19 protein-coding genes are annotated in these 17,959 nt (G+C 64.6%); 15 read left to right on the top strand and 4 right to left on the bottom strand.

Translation table 11 applies throughout. The features are described from left to right. Nucleotides 1-599 precede the first annotated feature (599 nt). The 4 genes from ACFQX9_RS19515 (at nucleotide 600) to ACFQX9_RS19530 (ending at nucleotide 3,361) form a co-directional block, all read left to right on the top strand. Nucleotides 600-1,220: a TetR/AcrR family transcriptional regulator gene (locus tag ACFQX9_RS19515; RefSeq protein WP_039799656.1), complete on the top strand. Its 621-nt coding sequence runs from the start codon at nucleotides 600-602 to the stop codon at nucleotides 1,218-1,220. Between the two features lie 52 nt (nucleotides 1,221-1,272). Then, nucleotides 1,273-2,466, top strand: a complete 1,194-nt coding sequence (locus ACFQX9_RS19520; RefSeq protein ID WP_018456177.1) for an MFS transporter — start codon at nucleotides 1,273-1,275, stop codon at nucleotides 2,464-2,466. Nucleotides 2,467-2,602: 136 nt separating this feature from the next. After that, nucleotides 2,603-3,013: a hypothetical protein gene (locus tag ACFQX9_RS19525; RefSeq protein ID WP_026233102.1), complete on the top strand. Its 411-nt coding sequence runs from the start codon at nucleotides 2,603-2,605 to the stop codon at nucleotides 3,011-3,013. Between the two features lie 138 nt (nucleotides 3,014-3,151). Beyond that, nucleotides 3,152-3,361, top strand: coding sequence for a hypothetical protein (locus ACFQX9_RS19530; protein WP_018456179.1), 210 nt, complete (start codon nucleotides 3,152-3,154; stop codon nucleotides 3,359-3,361). A gap of 257 nt (nucleotides 3,362-3,618) precedes the next feature. Here ACFQX9_RS19530 and ACFQX9_RS19535 read toward each other — a convergent pair whose 3' ends face one another. Continuing rightward, nucleotides 3,619-4,590 carry a LysR family transcriptional regulator gene (locus ACFQX9_RS19535; RefSeq protein WP_377790125.1) on the bottom strand — a complete coding sequence of 324 codons (972 nt, stop codon included), beginning with the start codon at nucleotides 4,588-4,590 and terminating at the stop codon, nucleotides 3,619-3,621. Nucleotides 4,591-4,711: 121 nt separating this feature from the next. Between ACFQX9_RS19535 and ACFQX9_RS19540 the strand changes: the two genes are divergently transcribed. From ACFQX9_RS19540 to ACFQX9_RS19580, 9 genes are all read left to right on the top strand, one after another. Then, nucleotides 4,712-5,749, top strand: a complete 1,038-nt coding sequence (locus ACFQX9_RS19540; protein WP_018456182.1) for a class 1 fructose-bisphosphatase — start codon at nucleotides 4,712-4,714, stop codon at nucleotides 5,747-5,749. 13 nt (nucleotides 5,750-5,762) lie between these two features. Next, nucleotides 5,763-6,638: a phosphoribulokinase gene (locus tag ACFQX9_RS19545; protein WP_018456183.1), complete on the top strand. Its 876-nt coding sequence runs from the start codon at nucleotides 5,763-5,765 to the stop codon at nucleotides 6,636-6,638. Between the two features lie 16 nt (nucleotides 6,639-6,654). After that, the gene (gene tkt / locus ACFQX9_RS19550; protein ID WP_018456184.1) at nucleotides 6,655-8,676 is read left to right on the top strand and encodes a transketolase; all 2,022 of its coding nucleotides are present in this window, start codon (nucleotides 6,655-6,657) and stop codon (nucleotides 8,674-8,676) included. Between the two features lie 14 nt (nucleotides 8,677-8,690). Next, nucleotides 8,691-9,776 carry a class II fructose-bisphosphate aldolase gene (gene fba / locus ACFQX9_RS19555; protein ID WP_018456185.1) on the top strand — a complete coding sequence of 362 codons (1,086 nt, stop codon included), beginning with the start codon at nucleotides 8,691-8,693 and terminating at the stop codon, nucleotides 9,774-9,776. Between the two features lie 31 nt (nucleotides 9,777-9,807). Then, nucleotides 9,808-11,268 (top strand): form I ribulose bisphosphate carboxylase large subunit, encoded by a 1,461-nt coding sequence (locus ACFQX9_RS19560; protein ID WP_085352576.1) that lies wholly within the window; start codon nucleotides 9,808-9,810, stop codon nucleotides 11,266-11,268. An 11-nt stretch (nucleotides 11,269-11,279) separates the two neighbouring features. Then, a complete protein-coding gene (locus tag ACFQX9_RS19565) occupies nucleotides 11,280-11,687 on the top strand; it encodes a ribulose bisphosphate carboxylase small subunit (protein WP_018456187.1) in 408 nt (135 codons plus the stop codon). A gap of 98 nt (nucleotides 11,688-11,785) precedes the next feature. Further along, entirely contained in the window at nucleotides 11,786-12,721 is a 936-nt protein-coding gene (gene cbbX / locus ACFQX9_RS19570) for a CbbX protein (RefSeq protein ID WP_018456188.1), read from the top strand. Then, nucleotides 12,718-13,455, top strand: a complete 738-nt coding sequence (rpe, locus tag ACFQX9_RS19575; RefSeq protein ID WP_018456189.1) for a ribulose-phosphate 3-epimerase — start codon at nucleotides 12,718-12,720, stop codon at nucleotides 13,453-13,455. Before cbbX ends, rpe begins: the two co-directional genes overlap by 4 nt. Before the next feature lie 279 nt (nucleotides 13,456-13,734). Further along, nucleotides 13,735-13,947: a hypothetical protein gene (locus ACFQX9_RS19580; RefSeq protein ID WP_018456190.1), complete on the top strand. Its 213-nt coding sequence runs from the start codon at nucleotides 13,735-13,737 to the stop codon at nucleotides 13,945-13,947. A gap of 114 nt (nucleotides 13,948-14,061) precedes the next feature. Here ACFQX9_RS19580 and ACFQX9_RS19585 read toward each other — a convergent pair whose 3' ends face one another. After that, nucleotides 14,062-14,898, bottom strand: coding sequence for a universal stress protein (locus tag ACFQX9_RS19585; RefSeq protein ID WP_377790129.1), 837 nt, complete (start codon nucleotides 14,896-14,898; stop codon nucleotides 14,062-14,064). 209 nt (nucleotides 14,899-15,107) lie between these two features. Between ACFQX9_RS19585 and ACFQX9_RS19590 the strand changes: the two genes are divergently transcribed. Both ACFQX9_RS19590 and ACFQX9_RS19595 read left to right on the top strand, forming a co-directional pair. Then, nucleotides 15,108-16,646: a Do family serine endopeptidase gene (locus tag ACFQX9_RS19590; protein WP_377790131.1), complete on the top strand. Its 1,539-nt coding sequence runs from the start codon at nucleotides 15,108-15,110 to the stop codon at nucleotides 16,644-16,646. A 267-nt stretch (nucleotides 16,647-16,913) separates the two neighbouring features. Continuing rightward, complete coding sequence (locus tag ACFQX9_RS19595) at nucleotides 16,914-17,288, top strand: hypothetical protein (protein WP_026233103.1); 375 nt, start codon at nucleotides 16,914-16,916, stop codon at nucleotides 17,286-17,288. A gap of 6 nt (nucleotides 17,289-17,294) precedes the next feature. Here the strand turns inward: ACFQX9_RS19595 and ACFQX9_RS19600 are convergent, their stop codons facing one another. Both ACFQX9_RS19600 and ACFQX9_RS19605 read right to left on the bottom strand, forming a co-directional pair. Further along, the gene (locus ACFQX9_RS19600; RefSeq protein WP_018456194.1) at nucleotides 17,295-17,612 is read right to left on the bottom strand and encodes a DUF6496 domain-containing protein; all 318 of its coding nucleotides are present in this window, start codon (nucleotides 17,610-17,612) and stop codon (nucleotides 17,295-17,297) included. An 85-nt stretch (nucleotides 17,613-17,697) separates the two neighbouring features. Continuing rightward, nucleotides 17,698-17,892: a DUF3072 domain-containing protein gene (locus tag ACFQX9_RS19605; RefSeq protein ID WP_377790133.1), complete on the bottom strand. Its 195-nt coding sequence runs from the start codon at nucleotides 17,890-17,892 to the stop codon at nucleotides 17,698-17,700. Nucleotides 17,893-17,959 lie beyond the last annotated feature (67 nt).

Raw genomic sequence — 17,959 nt, forward strand, 5'->3', positions numbered from 1 at the left:
TGGTCAAGCTCTTGCGAATGCGGCATCCGCGTCAACCGGCGCGGTGCCGGTGACTTTCGCAGGGGTGAGGGAGGCCAGCAGGAACTCGGCTCCCGGGAGAGCACGGCATAAGCCGTCCAACCATCGCGCAGGGAAGGCCGAGTGATTGGCTACACCTGTATGCTGCTGTGCGGTTTCCTTGCGCTACATTTTCGCGCAGCGGACCGCGGGTGCCAGCCGGCACCCGGCCTTCCCTGCGCCCTCTTGGACAAGAGGGTGAAGCGACGAAGCAAAGCTCGGGCGGAATCAGCCGCGAGGATGAGAAGGCATGTCTGCAAGTTGAAATGTGCGCAGGACCGCGATGTGGCCTGCGCCGTGGCGATGCCCGGCAGTCAGGCATAACAACCTCAAATGTCGTCGTGGCGAAGGCCAGGACCCATACCGCGAGGTCTATCGATTTAAGGCGATATCAATCCCACCGAACGAATGTCCGCCCAACCCCTTCCCTGGGATAATGGGTCCTGGCCTTGGCCAGGGGCGACGCCGGAGTTAGTGGCCCTACCGCCCCAATCACAACCAAGTGTCTTTGTTTGGAAACAAACATTCCCTATTATCCTGCAATGCAAAAAGCGGCCCGCAAATCCCCGCCCATTGGCCGTCCGCCTGGCCGTCCCCGGGAGTTCGACATGGACACCGCGCTCGACAGGGCCGTCCGCGTGTTTTCCGAGCGCGGTTATCATGCCACCTCGATCGGCGATCTCACCGCGGCGATGCGGCTGGCGACCGGCAGCGTCTACAAGGCGTTTCGCGACAAGCATGCGGTGTTTCTCGCCGCCTTCGAGCGCTACGCCGCGCTGCGCCAGGAGCAGACGCGCAGCGCGGCGGCAAAAGGCGACAATGGCCGCGAGCGGCTGCGCAACATGCTGCTGTCGTATGTAGAGCATTCCCAGGGCAGCGAGGGGCGGCGCGGCTGCCTCGTGGTCGGCAGCGCGGTCGAATTGTCCGCGGTCGATCCGGTGGTCGCCGCCCTCGTCAGCGCGCGGCTCGAGACCAACGAAGGCTTCATCGCCGGCCTCATTCGCGAGGGGCAGGCCGACGGCTCGATTCCCCGCCATGTCGCCGCCGCCGACACCGCGCGCCTGATGATCTGCATCACGCAAGGCCTGCGCGTGGTCGGCAAGGCGGGCCTTTCGCTCGACGGCAAGCGCCTGGTCGCCGTCGCGATGAAGCTGCTCGCCTGAATTTTTTGTCATATTAGGAAACGACCGTTTCCGATATCTGGAGAGCCTGTGAATGACGATGAATGCCACGATCGAGACCGCGCCGGATCCGGATGCGGTGTCGCAGCGACTGACCTTCGTGCTTGCCGCGGCCTGTGGCATGGTCGCCGCCAACATCTATTACGCCCAGCCGCTGATCGCCCCGATCAGCGCCGCGCTCGGCCTGTCGCATGAAGCGGCGGGACTGATCGTCACCATGACGCAGATCGGCTACGGCGTGGGGCTTCTCTTCATCGTCCCGCTCGGCGACCTCGTCGAGAACCGTACCCTGATTTGCTCCGTCATCACGCTCGGCGCGGCAGCCCTGCTCGCCGCGGGGTTCGCGTCCCACGCGCTGCCCTTCCTGATCGCCGCGTTGTTCATCGGACTCGGCTCGGTCGCGGTGCAGATCATCATTCCCTATGCGGCGCATCTTGCGCCGGCAGCCATTCGCGGCCGCGTCGTCGGCAACGTCTCGACCGGCCTGATGCTCGGCATCATGCTGGCGCGGCCGGTGTCGAGTTTCGTCACGGCGATGCTGTCGTGGCATGCAGTGTTCTTCTGCTCGGCCGCGTTGATGATCGTGCTCGCAGCGGTACTCTGGATGACGCTGCCGAAGCGCAGGCCGGTCGCGCGGATGCATTACGGCGAGTTGCTGCTGTCGATGCTCCATCTGGTGCGGACCACGCCGCTGCTGCGCCGCCGCGCGCTGTACCAGGCCAGCCTGTTCGGCGCCTTCAGCCTGTTCTGGACCGTGACGCCGCTGCTGCTCGCGAGCGAATTCGGCTTCACCCAGCGCGGCATCGCGCTGTTCGCGCTTGCCGGTGTCGCCGGCGTGTTCGCAGCCCCGATCGCGGGACGGCTTGCCGATCGCGGCCATAGCCGCATGGCCACGCTGGTCGCGCTGCTACTCGCGGCCGTAGGATTCCTGATTACGCATGTCGGCGCGCCCGGATCGGTGCTGAACCTCGCCTGCCTGGTCGTGGCTGCGATCGCGATCGACATCGGCGTGCAGGGCAACGTCGTGCTCGGCTTCCGCGCGATCTTCGCGCTGGGGCATGAGCACCGCAGCCGCCTGAACGGTCTCTACATGGCGACCTTCTTCACCGCGGGCGCGGCGGGCTCGGCGGTCGGCGCGTGGGCGTTTGCACAAGGCGGCTGGACGCTCGCATCGGCCTTTGGCCTCGCGCTGCCCGTCGCAGGCCTGGTCTATGCGGCCACCGAGTAGGGGCTGGTTGCTCCAATTAGCGATCCGGCCCGTTTACCAAGGCCGCCGGGTCGGCAATTTCCACCTCGCAGTTTCCCTGCCGCTGTAGTACTTTGGTCGCAAGCGAGCCTGGTTAACGGGCGGCAGGGGGAGGCTGATGAGGCGTGCGGGGCTGGTTGGCGTACCGCGGGTACGACCATGGTCGTGGCAGGCGTTTCTGCTTGGATTCATCGTTGTCGCAATGTCGGCTGCGCTCCAGGGCGGCTGTGTCGCGCTCGGCGCAAAACTCTATTTCGCGGCGTTCCTGCCCAGCCTGTTCGTGCTCGGCATTATTGCGGGCGCACCGGCGGCGGCGTTCGCCGCACTACTCACCATTCCGCTGGTATGGTGGGCATTCATGCCGCCCTTCTTCGAGTTCAATTCGCTGACCAGCGCGCATGCCGATTCCATCAAGCTGTTCTGCCTGCTCGCCGTGCTGGTGATCGGCCTTGCCGATCTCTGCCGCGAGATCATCAGCCGCGGTGGGTTGAAGCCGCGGGGCGAGAGCGCGGCGACGAATTCGCAATAGATCGGCCTTGTGCGGCCGCGCACGTTGCGCGCGGGCAACAGTCCGGAAACCATTCGCACGCTTGCTGTGCGGCGCTAACTTTTCGAAAAAGATTTGGCCGCAATTTCTCCCTCGGGAATGACGAGGGAGTTTTCGGACATGAACGGCCAAATCACCGGTCACGCCATCTTGGAGAACGTGCGCCGCTACCGCGGTATCGCATCGCTCTATCGCCAGACCGCTGCATTCCGCCCGGACCAGAGCTGGTCGCTGCTCGAGCAGGCGAAGGATTGGGAAGCGCGGGCGCTGCTGGAGCTGGAAGCCTATTTCGCCGCGCGGATGGACTACGCCCCTACACGCGCGGCCTGATCGTTAACCATCGGCGCGGCCTTGCGCCGGCCCGCCGAAGGGCCGGTCGTCGGGTCGTGCACGGAAAACACGGGGCGATTACGGAGTTATCTCGTCGCCCGTCTGTGCTAGCAACGTCCCGACCGAGACATCCCAATTCGGCCGGGGCAAGCGATGACCACCTTCAACCGCATCTTCACGACCGAGCGCCTGCTCCAGATCATCGTCATTCTCGCGGCTACGGTCGCGATGAAGCTGATGGGCTGAATTTCGACGGGCTATCGCGCGCCGAATTCGGGCACGTCGGGAAGATAGTTCGACCCCTCCGATCCCAAGAAATCGAACATCGCCTGCGCCGGCGGCAACAGCACCTTGTCGCTGCGGCGGATCACGTACCATTGCCGCACGATCGGCAGGCCCGCGACGTCGAGCACGATCAGCCGGCCCTCGGTGAGCTCGTGCGCCACGGTGTGGGCCGAGATGAAGGCGATGCCGAGCCCGGCGATGACCGCCTGCTTGATGGTCTCGTTGCTGCTCATCTCCATGCCGATGATCGGCTCAAGATCCGACCTCTGGAACATGCCTTCCATCAGTGTCCGCGTCCCCGAGCCGGGCTCGCGGGTGAGGAAGGTCTCGTGCACGAGGTCGGTGAGGTTGAGGCCGGAATCCTTCTCCAGCCAGTGCCCCTTGCGCGCGACGATGATGTGCGGATTGCGCCCGAGCTGCCGGACGTCGACGCTGACATCGGCCGGTGGCCGACCCATCACCGCGAAGTCGAGGTCGTAGCCGTGCATGGCCCCGCGGATCTCCTCGCGATTGCCGACCGTGAGCTTGATCTCGATCTTCGGATACCGCTTCGAGAATGCCGCGATCGCGTGCGGCACGAAATATTTCGCGGTCGAGACCGCGCCGAGATGCACCGTGCCGCCGGTTCGCCCCGCAAGCAGGTCGAGCGAACCCTGGCAGTCCGCGATTGCGGCCTCGACGCGCTCGGCGAGCGCCAGCACCTCCTTGCCGGCTTCCGTCAGCAGCATGCCGTCGCCGGTCCGCTGCAGCAGCGGCAGTCCGGCGAGATCCTGCAGCTGGCGCAATTGCTGGGTCACGGCCGGCTGCGTCAGGCCGAGCTGGGTCGAGGCTGCCGTGACGCTGCCTTTTGCCGAGAGCGCCGCAAGCGAGCGAAGCTGCCGGATCGTGAGATGCCGGAGCTGTGCCGCCGAATGGACATTATAAGATAATTCTTTAGCCCTCATTATGAATAGAAATTTTCCTTATTAAGCCGCCTCTGTCAATCTCGTCGTTGTTGGCACTGACCGCACCGACCTCCCAGCGAGGAGGGAACTGGATGCGGCGCCTGCAAAGGGATGGACGCAGATGACCGGGCAACTCAGGCTGGACGACCACCTTCAGCGGTATTCCGAGACGGCGCCGCATGCGCTGGCCGTAGCGGCCGCGGTCGATGCCATCGCGGCGGCCGCGATCGAGATCGCCGATCTTATCGCCACGGGAGACCTTGCGGATGCGTCGGGCCTGACCACCGGCCGCAACAGCGACGGTGACGTGCAGCGCGATCTCGACGTGCAGGCGGATGCGATCCTGCGCCGCTGTCTCGGCAAGCTGCCGATCGCGGCACTGGCGTCGGAGGAGATGCGTGAACCGCAGATCGGTGACCGCGCGGCGAAGATCTGCGTCGCGATCGATCCGCTCGACGGCTCCTCCAATATCGACATCAACATGACCGTGGGCACGATCTTCTCGATCCTGCCCGCGCCCGACGATCTCGCGCTCGCCTTCCATCAGCGCGGCTCGGCGCAGCTCGCGGCGGGATTCGTCACCTACGGCCCGCAGACCTCGCTGGTGCTGACGCTCGGCGAGGGCGTCGACATCTTCACGCTTGACCGCGGGTCCGGTTGCTTCCGTCTCGCGCGTAGCGCCGTGCAAATCTCCGAGACCTGCGAGGAGTTCGCGATCAACGCCTCGAACCGCCGGCATTGGGAACAGCCGGTGCGCGCCTTCGTCGACGAATGCCTCGCCGGTGTGGAAGGGCAGGCCAACCACAATTTCAACATGCGCTGGGTCGGCTCGCTGGTGGCCGAGGCCTATCGCATCCTTACCCGCGGCGGCGTGTTCCTCTATCCCTCCGATGCACGGCCTGGCTATGGCGACGGCCGCCTGCGCCTCGTCTACGAGGCGCATCCGATGGCTTACATCGTCGAGCAGGCCGGCGGCTCGGCTTCGACCGGGCGCGAGCGTATCCTCGAACTCTCGGCGCAGAGCCTGCATCAACGCGTGCCGCTGATCATGGGTTCGAACAACGAGGTGCAGCGCGTCGAGGAACTGCATTGCGATCCCTTGCTGGTCGCCAGCGTCTCCGCACCGCTGTTCGCGCGGCGCGGCTTCTTCCGGCTCTGAGCGAGGCGCCCCGATGTCCAGGAAGCATCCGATCATCTCCATCACCGGCTCTTCCGGCGCCGGCACCACGTCGGTCAAGAAGACCTTTGAGCAGATCTTCTTCCGCGAGAGGGTCAACGCCGCCTACATCGAAGGCGACGCCTTCCATCGCTACGATCGCGCGGAAATGCGCACGCAGATGGCGAAGGAGGCCGATCGCGGCAACAGGCATTTCAGCCATTTCAGCCCCGAGACCAATCTGTTCGAGGAGCTGGAGCGGGCGTTCCGCGACTATGGCGAGACCGGCACGGCGACGACGCGGCACTACGTCCACGACGCCGAGGAATCCGCGCTGCATGGCGCCGCACCCGGCACCTTCACCGAATGGAAACGGCTGCCGGAGAGCTCCGACCTTCTGTTCTACGAGGGCCTGCACGGTGCTGTCGTTACCGACAAGGTCAACGTCGCGCGTTATGCCGACCTCAAGATCGGCGTCGTGCCCGTTATCAATCTCGAATGGATCCAGAAGCTGCACCGCGACCGCAGTGCGCGAGGCTATTCGACCGAGGCCGTTACCGACACCGTTCTGCGGCGGATGCCCGATTACATCCACTACATCTGCCCGCAATTTTCCGAGACCGACATCAACTTCCAGCGTGTGCCGACGGTGGACACCTCCAATCCGTTCATCGCGCGCTGGATCCCGACGCCGGACGAGTCGATGGTCGTGATCCGCTTCAAGAACCCGCGCGGCATCGACTTCCCCTATCTGCTCTCGATGCTGCCGCAAAGCTGGATGTCGCGTGCCAATTCGATCGTGTGTCCCGGCGCGAAACTCGATCTTGCGATGCAGCTGATCCTGACGCCGCTGATCATGCAGCTGATCGAGCGTAAGCGAAACCTGAAGTGAACGAGGGGAGGATCCGATGAACATCTCCGTCCACGCCGACGCTGACCTCACGGCGGTATCGCATGGCGATCTCGCCAACGCCGTCCGCTTCCTCGCGGTCGACGCCATCGAGACTTCGCAGTCCGGCCACCCCGGACTGCCCATGGGCATGGCCGATGTCGCCACCGTGCTGTTCTCGCGCTTCCTGAAGTTCGACTCGGCTCACCCCCATTGGCCGGATCGCGATCGCTTCGTGCTGTCGGCGGGCCATGGCTCGATGCTGCTCTATGCATTGCTCCATCTCACCGGCGGCGACGTCAGCCTCGATGACATCAAGGCGTTCCGGCAATGGGGCTCGAAGACGCCGGGCCATCCGGAATACGGCCATACGCCGGGCGTCGAGACGACGACCGGTCCGCTGGGGCAGGGGATTGCGACCGCGGTCGGCATGGCACTCGCCGAGCGCATGGCCAATGCGCAACATGGCGACGGCCTCGTCGATCATTTCACGTACGTCATCGCCGGCGACGGCTGTCTGATGGAAGGCATCAGCCAGGAAGCGATCTCGCTCGCCGGGCATCTCGGGCTGGGCCGCCTGATCGTGCTGTTCGACGACAACGGCATATCCATTGACGGCCCGACCTCGCTTGCGACCTCCGATGACCAGCTCGCGCGCTTCGCTGCCTCCGGCTGGTCGGTGCGCGGTGTTGACGGGCACGATCCCGAAGCAGTTGCGCAGGCGATTGCCGAGGAGCGTGAGAGCACAAGACCGTCGCTGATCGCCTGCCGCACCATCATCGGCTTCGGCGCGCCGGATCGTCAGGGCACCGAGAAGGCGCATGGCGCGCCGCTCGGCACGGAGCAGACGGCCGCGGCGCGGCGAACGCTCGGCTGGGACTATCAGCCCTTCGTGGTGCCTGTCACGATCCTGAAAGCATGGCGGATGATCGGGCAGCGCGGGCAGGTCGAGCGTCTCGCCTGGCTCGATCGCTATGAATGCGCGACGCCCGAGCAGCGCGACCTGTTTATCGAGGGCAAGGCGGTTGCCCTGCCGAACGCCTATGCCCAGGCCTCGGCGAAATTGCGCGAGCGCTTTGCCACCGAGCGTCCGAAGCTCGCGACGCGGCAGGCGTCGCAACAGGTGCTCGACGGCATCGCCGAGACGATTCCCGGATTTGTCGGCGGCTCGGCGGATCTCACGCATTCGAACCTGACGCATGCCAAGGCGCAGACCCCGGTCAAGCGCGACGCGTTCGCCGGCGATTACATCCATTACGGCATCCGCGAGCATGGCATGGCGGCCGCGATGAACGGCCTCGCGCTGTACGGGGGCTTCATTCCCTATGGCGGCACCTTCCTCGCGTTCTCCGATTACAGCCGGCCGGCGATCCGCCTTGCGGCCTTGATGCGGATCCGCGTCATTCATGTGATGACCCATGACTCCATTGGCCTCGGTGAGGACGGCCCCACGCACCAACCGGTCGAGCATCTCGCAGCGCTCCGCGTCATTCCGAACCTGCTTGTTTTCCGGCCGGCCGACGCGGTTGAGACGCTGGAAGCATGGGACTGCGCGCTCCAAGCTGAAAATCGTCCCTCCGTGCTGTGCCTGTCCCGTCAGGCGCTGCCGACCTTCCGCAGCGATGTCCGCGGGAGGAACCGCGTCGCACGCGGCGCCTATCTGATCGTTTCGCCGGACGGTGGCCGCGACGTGACGCTCATCGCAACGGGTTCGGAGGTGTCTATTGCGCTGGAGGCGGCCCGCCTGCTCGCTACCGAGCACGTCCGTGCGGCCGTGGTCTCCGCGCCCTGCTTCGCGTTGTTCGAGGAGCAGCCGGAGGATTACCGCGCCGCTGTGCTCGGCACCGCGCCGCGGGTTGGCATCGAGGCGGCAGTCGTCGGCGATTGGCACCGCTGGATCGGCACCGAGGGCGAATTCGTCGGCATGCGCGGCTTCGGCGCTTCGGCGCCGGCCCCGGTGCTCTACCGCGAATTCGGCATCACGCCGCAAGGCGTTGCGGAAGCCGCCCGGCGGGCGATGGCCCGCGCCGGCAAGCAATAACAGGAGGATTTGTCGTGGCCCGTATCACTCTTCGTCAGCTGCTCGACCACGCCGCCAGTCACGGCTACGCGGTGCCGGCGTTCAACATCAACAACATGGAGCAGGGCATCGCGATCATGCAGGCGGCGGCCGAGGTCGACGCGCCCGTCATCATCCAGGCTTCGCGCGGCGCGCGCAGCTATGCCGGCGACCTCATGCTCTCGCACATGATCGATGCGCTGGAGCGGACCTATCCAGACATCCCGCTCTGCCTGCACCAGGACCATGGCAATGACGAGGCGACCTGCGCGTCCGCGATCGCCCATGGCTTCACCTCGGTGATGATGGACGGCTCGCTCAAGGCCGACGCCAAGACCGCGGCCGACTACGACTACAACGTTGCGATCACCCGCCGCGTCGTCGATCTCGCGCATTGGGTCGGTGCCTCCGTCGAAGGCGAGCTCGGCGTGCTCGGCTCGCTCGAGCATGGGGGCGGCGAGCAGGAGGACGGTCACGGCGTCGAAGGCACGGTCAGCCATGATCAGTTGCTCACGGATCCCGACCAGGCGGTCGACTTCGTCCGCGCCACCAAAGTCGATGCGCTCGCGATCGCGATGGGCACCTCGCACGGCGCCTACAAGTTCAGCCGCAAGCCGGACGGCGACATTCTGGCGATGCGGGTGGTCGAGGAGATTCATCGCCGGCTGCCGAACACGCATCTCGTGATGCACGGCTCTTCCTCTGTGCCGCAGCCCCTCCAGGACATGTTCAACCAGTTTGGCGGCGAGATGCCGCAGACCTGGGGCGTGCCGGTCGAGGAGATCGTCCGCGGCATCACGAGCGGCGTGCGCAAGGTCAATATCGACACCGACTGCCGGCTGGCAATGACCGCGGTGTTCCGGAAAGTGGCCGCGCAAACGCGCTCCGAGTTCGATCCGCGCAAATTTCTCAAGCCCGCCATGGATGCGATGCGCGAGCTCTGCCGCGAGCGCTTCGAGCAGTTCGGCACCGCAGGCCACGCCAGCGGTATCAAGGTCGTTCCCTTGAGCGAGATGGCGCGGCGCTACCGCGCCGGCGATCTCGATCCGCGCGTCGACGCCCGCGAGCCCGTCGCGGCCTAATCATTCAGAGAGAGAAGAGCAGGAGAGAGCCATGAATGCACATGCAGGAACCGTCCGCGGCAAGGAAAGATATCGATCGGGCGTGATGGAATACAAGCGCATGGGCTATTGGGAGCCCGACTACGTGCCCAAGGACACCGACGTCATCGCGCTGTTCCGCGTCACGCCGCAAGAGGGCGTCGATCCGATCGAGGCGTCAGCCGCAGTCGCCGGCGAATCCTCGACCGCGACCTGGACGGTGGTGTGGACCGATCGGTTGACCGCCGCCGAGAAGTATCGCGCGAAATGCTACCGCGTCGATCCGGTGCCGGGCACGCCGGGCTCGTACTTCGCCTACATCGCCTATGACCTCGACCTGTTCGAGCCGGGCTCGATCGCCAACCTCTCGGCCTCGATCATCGGCAACGTATTTGGCTTCAAGCCACTGAAGGCGCTGCGGCTGGAGGACATGCGTTTCCCGGTCGCGTATGTGAAGACGTTCCAGGGACCGGCCACCGGCATCGTGGTCGAGCGCGAGCGGCTCGACAAGTTCGGCAGGCCGCTGCTCGGCGCGACCGTCAAGCCTAAGCTCGGCCTCTCGGGCCGCAATTACGGTCGCGTGGTCTACGAGGCGCTGAAGGGCGGGCTCGACTTCACCAAGGATGACGAGAACATCAACTCGCAGCCGTTCATGCACTGGCGCGACCGCTTCCTTTATTGCATGGAGGCGGTGAACCGGGCGCAGGCGGCCTCCGGTGAGGCCAAGGGGACCTACCTGAATATCACCGCGGGAACCATGGAGGATATGTACGAGCGCGCCGAGTTCGCGAAGGAGCTCGGGTCCTGCATCGTCATGATCGATCTCGTGATCGGCTACACCGCAATCCAGTCGATGGCGAAATGGGCGCGCCGCAACGACATGATCCTGCATCTGCATCGCGCCGGTCACTCGACCTACACGCGGCAGAAAAGCCATGGGGTGTCGTTCCGCGTCATCGCCAAGTGGATGCGGCTCGCCGGCGTCGATCACATCCATGCCGGCACCGTGGTCGGCAAGCTCGAAGGCGATCCCAACACCACGCGCGGCTATTACGATGTCTGTCGCGAAGACTTCAACCCGGCCAAGCTCGAACACGGCCTGTTCTTCGACCAGTCATGGGCGAGCCTGAACAAGATGATGCCGGTCGCCTCCGGCGGCATCCATGCCGGCCAGATGCACCAGCTGCTCGACCTGCTCGGCGAGGACGTCGTGCTCCAGTTCGGCGGCGGCACCATCGGCCATCCCATGGGCATCGCGGCCGGCGCGATCGCCAACCGTGTGGCGCTGGAAGCGATGATCCTCGCCCGCAACGAGGGCCGCGACTACGTCCACGAAGGACCGGAGATCCTGGCCAGGGCGGCCGAGACCTGTACGCCGCTGAAAGCTGCACTTGAGGTTTGGAAGGACGTCTCCTTCAATTATGAATCCACCGACACGCCGGACTTCGTGCCGACCGCGCTCGAAACCGTTTGAGGAGATTTGACATGAAGCTGACCCAAGGCTGCTTCTCATTCCTGCCCGATCTGACCGACGACCAGATCACCAAGCAGGTGCAGTATTGCCTGACCAACGGCTGGGCGGTGAACATCGAGTTCACCGACGATCCGCATCCCCGCAACACCTATTGGGAGATGTGGGGCCTGCCGATGTTCGATCTCCAGGACGCCGCCGGCGTGATGATGGAGCTCGCCGAATGCCGCAGAGTGTATGGCGACCGATACATCCGCCTCAGCGGCTTCGACTCCAGCCATGGCTGGGAATCGGTGCGGATCTCGTTCATCGTCAACCGCCCGCCGCAGGAAGCCGAGTTCGAGCTGGTGCGGCAGGAGGTGAGCGGACGCGCGATCCGCTACACCACCGTGCGCCGGCAGCTCGCGCACGCACCAACCTAAGTCATTCTCCTCCGCGCGGAGCACTCCCTGCTCCGTTTCCTTGGCGGACCACTGCTTCGCCGCTCCCCCGCGGCGAAGCCCTTTTCTTCGAGGTGCCGATGCTGGATGTTCCCCACGCCATGACCACTGAGCCCGGCGAGACCAGTTTCGATCTCCGCAAGGAGGCCGAAGAGGCTGGAATCACGGGCACGCTGCAGCAGCTCGAGCAGGAGCTGATCGGATTGAAGCCGGTGAAGAGCCGCGTGCGCCAGATCGCGTCGCTCTTGCTGATCGAACGTATCCGGCAGCGTGCGGGATTGGCTTCGTCGCCACCGACGCTGCATATGTCGTTTACCGGCAATCCCGGCACCGGCAAGACGACGGTCGCGCTGCGCATGGCAAAGATCCTGCACGGCCTCGGTTTCGTGCGGCGCGGGCAGGTGATCTCGGTGACGCGCGACGATTTGGTCGGCCAGTATATCGGCCACACCGCGCCGAAGACCAAGGAGATCCTGAAGAAGGCGATGGGCGGCGTGCTGTTCATCGACGAGGCCTATTATCTGCACCGTCCCGACAACGAGCGCGACTACGGCCAGGAGGCGATCGAGATCCTGCTCCAGGTGATGGAAAACCAGCGCGAGGACCTCGTCGTGATCCTTGCCGGCTATGGCGAGCGGATGACGAGCTTCTTTGCCTCTAATCCCGGCTTCCGTTCGCGGATCGCGCATCACATCGACTTTCCGGACTATGCGGAAGCCGAGCTGCTCGTCATCGCCGAGCTGATGCTGAAGGAACGGGGTTATCGCCTCTCGGCGGCGGCGCGCGAGGCGTTCGAGAAATACATCGCGCTACGTCGGACCCAGCCGTTCTTCTCCAATGCGCGCTCGATCCGCAACGCCGTCGACCGCATCCGCCTGCGGCAGGCCGATCGGCTGGTGTCCGATCTCGACCGCATGCTCGATATCGCCGACCTCGAAACGATCGATCCCATGGACGTCCTGGCGAGCCGCGTCTTCAGCGGCGGTGCGGACGCGCAGGGGAGTGCGAAGCCATGACGAGAGAAATCCTCATCGCGCCGTCAATCCTGGCTGCGAATTTCGCCCGCCTCGGCGAGGAGATCGTGGCGATCGATGCGGCGGGTGCCGACTGGATTCACTGCGACGTCATGGACGGGCATTTCGTCCCGAACATCAGTTATGGCGCGGACGTCATCAGGGCGATCCGGCCGCTGACGAAGAAAATGTTCGACGTGCATCTCATGATCGCGCCCGCCGATCCCTATCTCGAAGCGTTCGCGAAGGCCGGCGCGGATGTCATCACGGTGCATGCCGAAGCCGGTCCGCACCTCGATCGCTCGCTCCAGGCCATCCGCGCGCTCGGCAAGAAAGCCGGCGTCAGCCTGTGTCCCGCGACTCCCGAAAGCACGATCGAATATGTGCTCGATCGCCTCGACCTCGTCCTGGTGATGACGGTCAATCCGGGCTTTGGCGGCCAGTCCTTCCTCGAATCCCAACTCGAGAAGATCGGGCGTATTCGAAGCATGATAGGCGACCGGCCGATCCGACTCGAGGTTGACGGTGGCATCACGCGCGACAATGCCGCCGCCGTGGCCGCTGCGGGCGCCGATACGCTTGTAGCGGGCTCCGCCGTGTTTCGCGGCAAGAGCAGCGCGGACTATGCCGGCAACATCGCGGCCATCCGCGCCGCTGCGGAAGCCGGCAGGGTTCCGATGCTGCAACATAGTTCGGCGCAGACAATGCGTGCCGGTGAGCCCGCGCTCATCCGGTAGACTGCCGGATACAGGCGGGCGAGCCGGCACCGTAATGGGGTGTGCCGGGGCGTGCCCCTTTGCACTGCAGATATACGAGGATGACCCACAACCCTAGCCTTGGCCTGCGGTAAGGTCCGAAGCGTTGAGTCCGCGCTGATTGGAACTTTCGCCTCGATACGCGTTTGCCTAGAAACAAGCGAGTCCAGCGCGCGGCGGGCGCAGCAAATCTTTTGCACAACCGCCATCGCCCTGACGCAAATAAGGGCAATAAGCTCTGTGAATGCGAGGGAGGGTCTCATGGACAACGTACGTCGCTACCGCGCGCTAGCGTCCCTCTGTCGTCAGCAGGCCGCCTACCGGCCGCTCCAGAGCTGGGAACTGCTCGGCCAGGCCGAACATTTCGAACATCTCGCCGAAGTCGAACTCAAGGCGCATTTCGACGCGTGCAATGCGCAACAAGACGAGGACGGCGTCGAGGCCACGGCGTGGGAGAGACCCGCCGCGGCGTGACGGTCCAACTTGTTCGAATATGACCTGAACTTGCCGACGCCGGCACCGCTCAAGACGCGGTTGTCAGCCCGAACGACAAGGCTTGTGACCGGCCCGACCTGGATAAGCCCTCGATTAATGCGACATCAGCGTCAGGACGGTCATGGCTTCCAGCATGGCGCGGGTGACGCCGCCGAGGAACCGTTCTTGCAAACGCGAATGGCCGTAGCCGCCCATGATCAGAAGATCCAGGTTCTCATCGGCTGCCAGCGACAGCATGGTCGGCTGAATGTCAGAGCGCGCCGCCGACAGGTTGACCGTGTGGGTCGACAGTCCGCGCCGGCCGAGATGCCTTGCCAGATTGCGCGTCGAGACTTCCTCGGGAACCATATCTGTTTCGTTGATCGCAATGATCACGATCTCCTCGGCGCGGGCCAGGAATGGTGAGGCGTCGCGCATAGCGCGCGCGGCGAGGCGGCTGCCATCCCAGCAGATGCCGATCCGTTTCGCCTTGAACGCTCCATGGAAGGTGTAGGGCAGGAAAAGCACCGGGCCACCCGCCTGGAACAGGATCTCGCCGGGCACATCGTTGTCGAGTGAGCCTTGCGCCGGATCCGGCTGGAGCACGATGCTGAGATCGTGCAGCCGCGCCATCTCGCCGAGCAAGCCGACCGCATCCCCCGGCATCGCCCCGAGTGGGTGGCATGTGTAGGAAATGCCGGCGTTCATCGCTTTGCTCTTGAATACCGCGAGCGCCGCCTCGGCCCGCTCCACTGCACTCTCGCGCTCCATCTCGAACACCGCCGCCACCGCAGCGCCGCCCTCCATGATATAGGCCGCACTGGTTGCCACATAGCCAACCGCAACTGCATCGAGATGGGCGTTGAGGCCCGCTGCGAGCGAGATCGAGCCGTCGATCACCGGGCGGATCGGCCGCTCGGTGGGGATGTGGACGAGAATGTCTTTGTACATGACGTGCCTCCGATGGACATCATCCGGTGGCCGCAGTCTTCCACGGTGCGCATGGCCCGCGTTGAGCTGCATCAAACGTGCAGCCTTGACCTTTGGCCGTATCGCCGGCCCGGCTACTTTGCCAAGATTTAATCGCGTGGACGGGACGCTGTAAGGTGGCGACCACCATGTTGGGTGCAAGGCGACTTACCCAACATGGACATATCGACATGAGCGATCACGTCAATTCCGACACCACAACGTCCCGCAAGGTCCTGAGGCCGCGCCGGCTCGCGCTGCTCGGCACCGTGGCCGCGCTTGGCGTGGCCGTGCTGGCGACTGCTCCCGGCTCTTCGCCGTTCAGCGCGACCTCCTTCATTGCGCCCGCCCAGGCCGCGGAGACCGCCGCGACACCGCCGGGCTTCGGCGACCTCGTCAGCAAGGTCAAACCCGCCGTCATTTCGGTGCGGGTCAGGATCGACCAGGACAATGATAAGAGCGCGATGCTGCAACAGAACCGGATGGATTCGGACGAGGCGACGCCGTTCGACCAGTTCTCGCGGCAATTCGGCTTCCGCGGCCCGGGGGGCATGGAGGGCATGCCGCGCCAGCGCCGCCAGATGATCACGGGTGAGGGCTCCGGCTTCTTCATCTCCGCCGACGGCTATGCCGTGACCAACAACCACGTCGTCGATCACGCCGAATCGGTGCAAGTGACGATGGACGACGGCACCATCTACAGCGCGAAAGTGGTCGGCACCGATCCGAAAACGGATCTCGCGCTGATCAAGGTCGAGGGCAAGAAGGATTTTCCGTTCGTCAGATTCTCCGACCAGAAGCCGCGTATCGGCGACTGGGTGGTCGCGGTCGGCAATCCCTTCGGCCTCGGCGGCACCGTGACCGCCGGCATCGTCTCGGCCAGCGGCCGCGACATCGGCAATGGTCCCTATGACGACTTCATCCAGATCGACGCGCCGATCAACAAGGGCAATTCCGGCGGCCCGGCCTTCGACATGAATGGCAACGTGATCGGCGTGAACACTGCGATCTTCTCGCCCTCCGGCGGCTCGGTCGGCATCGGCTTCGACATTCCGGCTTCGACCGCAAAGCTCGTCGTCGCACAGTTGAAGGACAAGGGCGCGGTCACACGCGGCTGGCTCGGCGTCCAGGTGCAGCCGGTGACGTCGGATATCGCCGACAGTCTGGGCCTCAAGGAGGCGCGCGGCGCGATCGTCGACAATCCGCAGGACGGCAGCCCGGCGGCGAAGGCGGGCATCGAGGCGGGCGACGTCATCACCGCCGTCAACGGCACCGCGATCAAGGATTCCCGCGATCTCGCCCGCACCATCGCCACCCTGGCGCCCGGCACGTCCGTGAAGCTCGATGTCGTCCACAAAGGCGACAGCAAGACGGTGACACTGGCGCTTGGCGAGTTGCCGAACGAGCGGCAGGCTAGGGCCGACGAGGGCAAGTCGCAGCCAGATGCCGGCATGCCGCCGCGTCTGGGGCTCAGCCTGGCTCCGGCCGGCGACGTGCAGGGCGCCGGCCAGAAGGGCGTCGTCGTCACTGAAGTCGATCCGCAAGGGCCGGCCGCGCAACGCGGCATCCAGACCGGCGACGTCATCCTCAATGTGGGCGGCAAGGCCGTCGCCAATATCGGCGATGTCCGTTCGGAACTGGCGCAGGCGAAATCGTCCGGCAAGCGCAGCGTGCTGCTGCAGGTCCGAAGCGCACAGGCGACCCGGTTCGTCGCGGTGCCGCTCGCATAAGGCGAACGTCGATCGGCGCAACTCCAAAAAGGCGGCCTTCTGGCCGCCTTTCCCGTTCGCCTTCAGGATTTCCGCAGATCGCCGATAACATTCTCGTTAACGGCAGGGAGGATGACCCGGTTTCGTCCGAAAAAGCCGTGTTCGCTCATCACATTTGCGGATCTCGTACAGACTCGGCGGCAATGAAGCCGCCGACGATTGCAAGCGTGGAACTTCGAACTTGCCGCCGCTGAGCCGGCCGGCAATTCGTATTTGATCGGTGCCGACATGGATCGATTGAAGCTCTCGCTGAGAAGTGCGCTGCTTGTGGCGCCGTTGGTAGCGCCACTCGTGCTATGGGGTGGAAACGCTCTCGGGCGCGACGACGGCCGCTACGCGGACTCACCTCTCAAGCCGTGGTTCGACGGCCTGCGCAGCCATCTCGGTCCGTGCTGCTCGGATGCGGATGGGTTTGCGGTCGCCGATCCCGATTGGGACTCGCACAATGGACATTACCGCGTGCGGCTCGACGGCGAGTGGGTCGAGGTACCGGACGAAGCCGTGATCACCGAGCCGAACCGGGCCGGCCGCACCATGGTGTGGCCGGTGAAGACCGCGTTCGGCGTTTCGATCCGCTGCTTCATGCCGGGCAGCATGATCTGACTGAGGTCAGCGCGACCGTTTGGAGGATTTGCGCTTCGACGTCTTCTTCGAACTCTTTCTCGAAGTCTTCTTGGATGTTTTCCGAGATGTCTTCTTTGACGTCTTCTTGGACGTCTTTCGTTTCGCGGCCTTCTTCGGGACCTTCTTGCCCTTCTTGCGCGCTTTCGACAGGCCGATCGCGATTGCCTGCTTGCGGCTCTTCACGCGTCCGCCTCGACCGCCCGGTCCGCTTTTCGCGGTCCCCTTCTTGTAGCGCTTCATCTCGCCTTCGACATCGCTGCCGGAGCTGCGCGAGTAGCGGCGCTTCTTTGCCTTGCGTGCCATGCATGTTCTCCCTTGGCCTGGGAAAACAATCCGGGACAGGCATGGTTCCGAAAGCGCAAGCAACGTTCCGGATGGGCGACCTAGCCTAGAACGAATCCGCCAGCTCGATCTCCGCTTCCAGCACCTGAATGCGCCGTGCTGCCTCGCTGGAGGACAGATCCCGCGCGTATTGCGCGGGCTGATACGCCTCTTCGCTCAGCCGTTTCAGCCGGAGGCCCTGCGCCCGCGTCATCTGCTCGGTGAGGAAAGACTTGGCATCGTATTTACCTTCAACCTGCATGTCGCTTCTCCCTTCTGAAATCGTGACTTGACTATATGTTCTTATTTTGTTCTAACAAGTCATGGAC

Origin of the sequence: Bradyrhizobium sp. GCM10028915 (assembly GCF_042666195.1) — a bacterium.
GTDB classification, from domain to species: domain Bacteria; phylum Pseudomonadota; class Alphaproteobacteria; order Rhizobiales; family Xanthobacteraceae; genus Bradyrhizobium; species Bradyrhizobium canariense_D.

Excerpts from the sequence above, each read along its gene's own strand:
- ACFQX9_RS19515 (WP_039799656.1), top strand. The coding sequence starts at position 600 with ATGCAAAAAGCGGCCCGCAAATCCCCGCCCATTGGCCGTCCGCCTGGC.
- ACFQX9_RS19520 (WP_018456177.1), top strand. The coding sequence starts at position 1,273 with ATGACGATGAATGCCACGATCGAGACCGCGCCGGATCCGGATGCGGTG.
- ACFQX9_RS19525 (WP_026233102.1), top strand. The coding sequence starts at position 2,603 with ATGAGGCGTGCGGGGCTGGTTGGCGTACCGCGGGTACGACCATGGTCG.
- ACFQX9_RS19530 (WP_018456179.1), top strand. The coding sequence starts at position 3,152 with ATGAACGGCCAAATCACCGGTCACGCCATCTTGGAGAACGTGCGCCGC.
- ACFQX9_RS19535 (WP_377790125.1), bottom strand. The coding sequence starts at position 4,590 with ATGAGGGCTAAAGAATTATCTTATAATGTCCATTCGGCGGCACAGCTC.
- ACFQX9_RS19540 (WP_018456182.1), top strand. The coding sequence starts at position 4,712 with ATGACCGGGCAACTCAGGCTGGACGACCACCTTCAGCGGTATTCCGAG.
- ACFQX9_RS19545 (WP_018456183.1), top strand. The coding sequence starts at position 5,763 with ATGTCCAGGAAGCATCCGATCATCTCCATCACCGGCTCTTCCGGCGCC.
- tkt (WP_018456184.1), top strand. The coding sequence starts at position 6,655 with ATGAACATCTCCGTCCACGCCGACGCTGACCTCACGGCGGTATCGCAT.
- ACFQX9_RS19560 (WP_085352576.1), top strand. The coding sequence starts at position 9,808 with ATGAATGCACATGCAGGAACCGTCCGCGGCAAGGAAAGATATCGATCG.
- ACFQX9_RS19565 (WP_018456187.1), top strand. The coding sequence starts at position 11,280 with ATGAAGCTGACCCAAGGCTGCTTCTCATTCCTGCCCGATCTGACCGAC.
- cbbX (WP_018456188.1), top strand. The coding sequence starts at position 11,786 with ATGCTGGATGTTCCCCACGCCATGACCACTGAGCCCGGCGAGACCAGT.
- rpe (WP_018456189.1), top strand. The coding sequence starts at position 12,718 with ATGACGAGAGAAATCCTCATCGCGCCGTCAATCCTGGCTGCGAATTTC.
- ACFQX9_RS19580 (WP_018456190.1), top strand. The coding sequence starts at position 13,735 with ATGGACAACGTACGTCGCTACCGCGCGCTAGCGTCCCTCTGTCGTCAG.
- ACFQX9_RS19585 (WP_377790129.1), bottom strand. The coding sequence starts at position 14,898 with ATGTACAAAGACATTCTCGTCCACATCCCCACCGAGCGGCCGATCCGC.
- ACFQX9_RS19590 (WP_377790131.1), top strand. The coding sequence starts at position 15,108 with ATGAGCGATCACGTCAATTCCGACACCACAACGTCCCGCAAGGTCCTG.
- ACFQX9_RS19595 (WP_026233103.1), top strand. The coding sequence starts at position 16,914 with ATGGATCGATTGAAGCTCTCGCTGAGAAGTGCGCTGCTTGTGGCGCCG.
- ACFQX9_RS19600 (WP_018456194.1), bottom strand. The coding sequence starts at position 17,612 with ATGGCACGCAAGGCAAAGAAGCGCCGCTACTCGCGCAGCTCCGGCAGC.
- ACFQX9_RS19605 (WP_377790133.1), bottom strand. The coding sequence starts at position 17,892 with ATGCAGGTTGAAGGTAAATACGATGCCAAGTCTTTCCTCACCGAGCAG.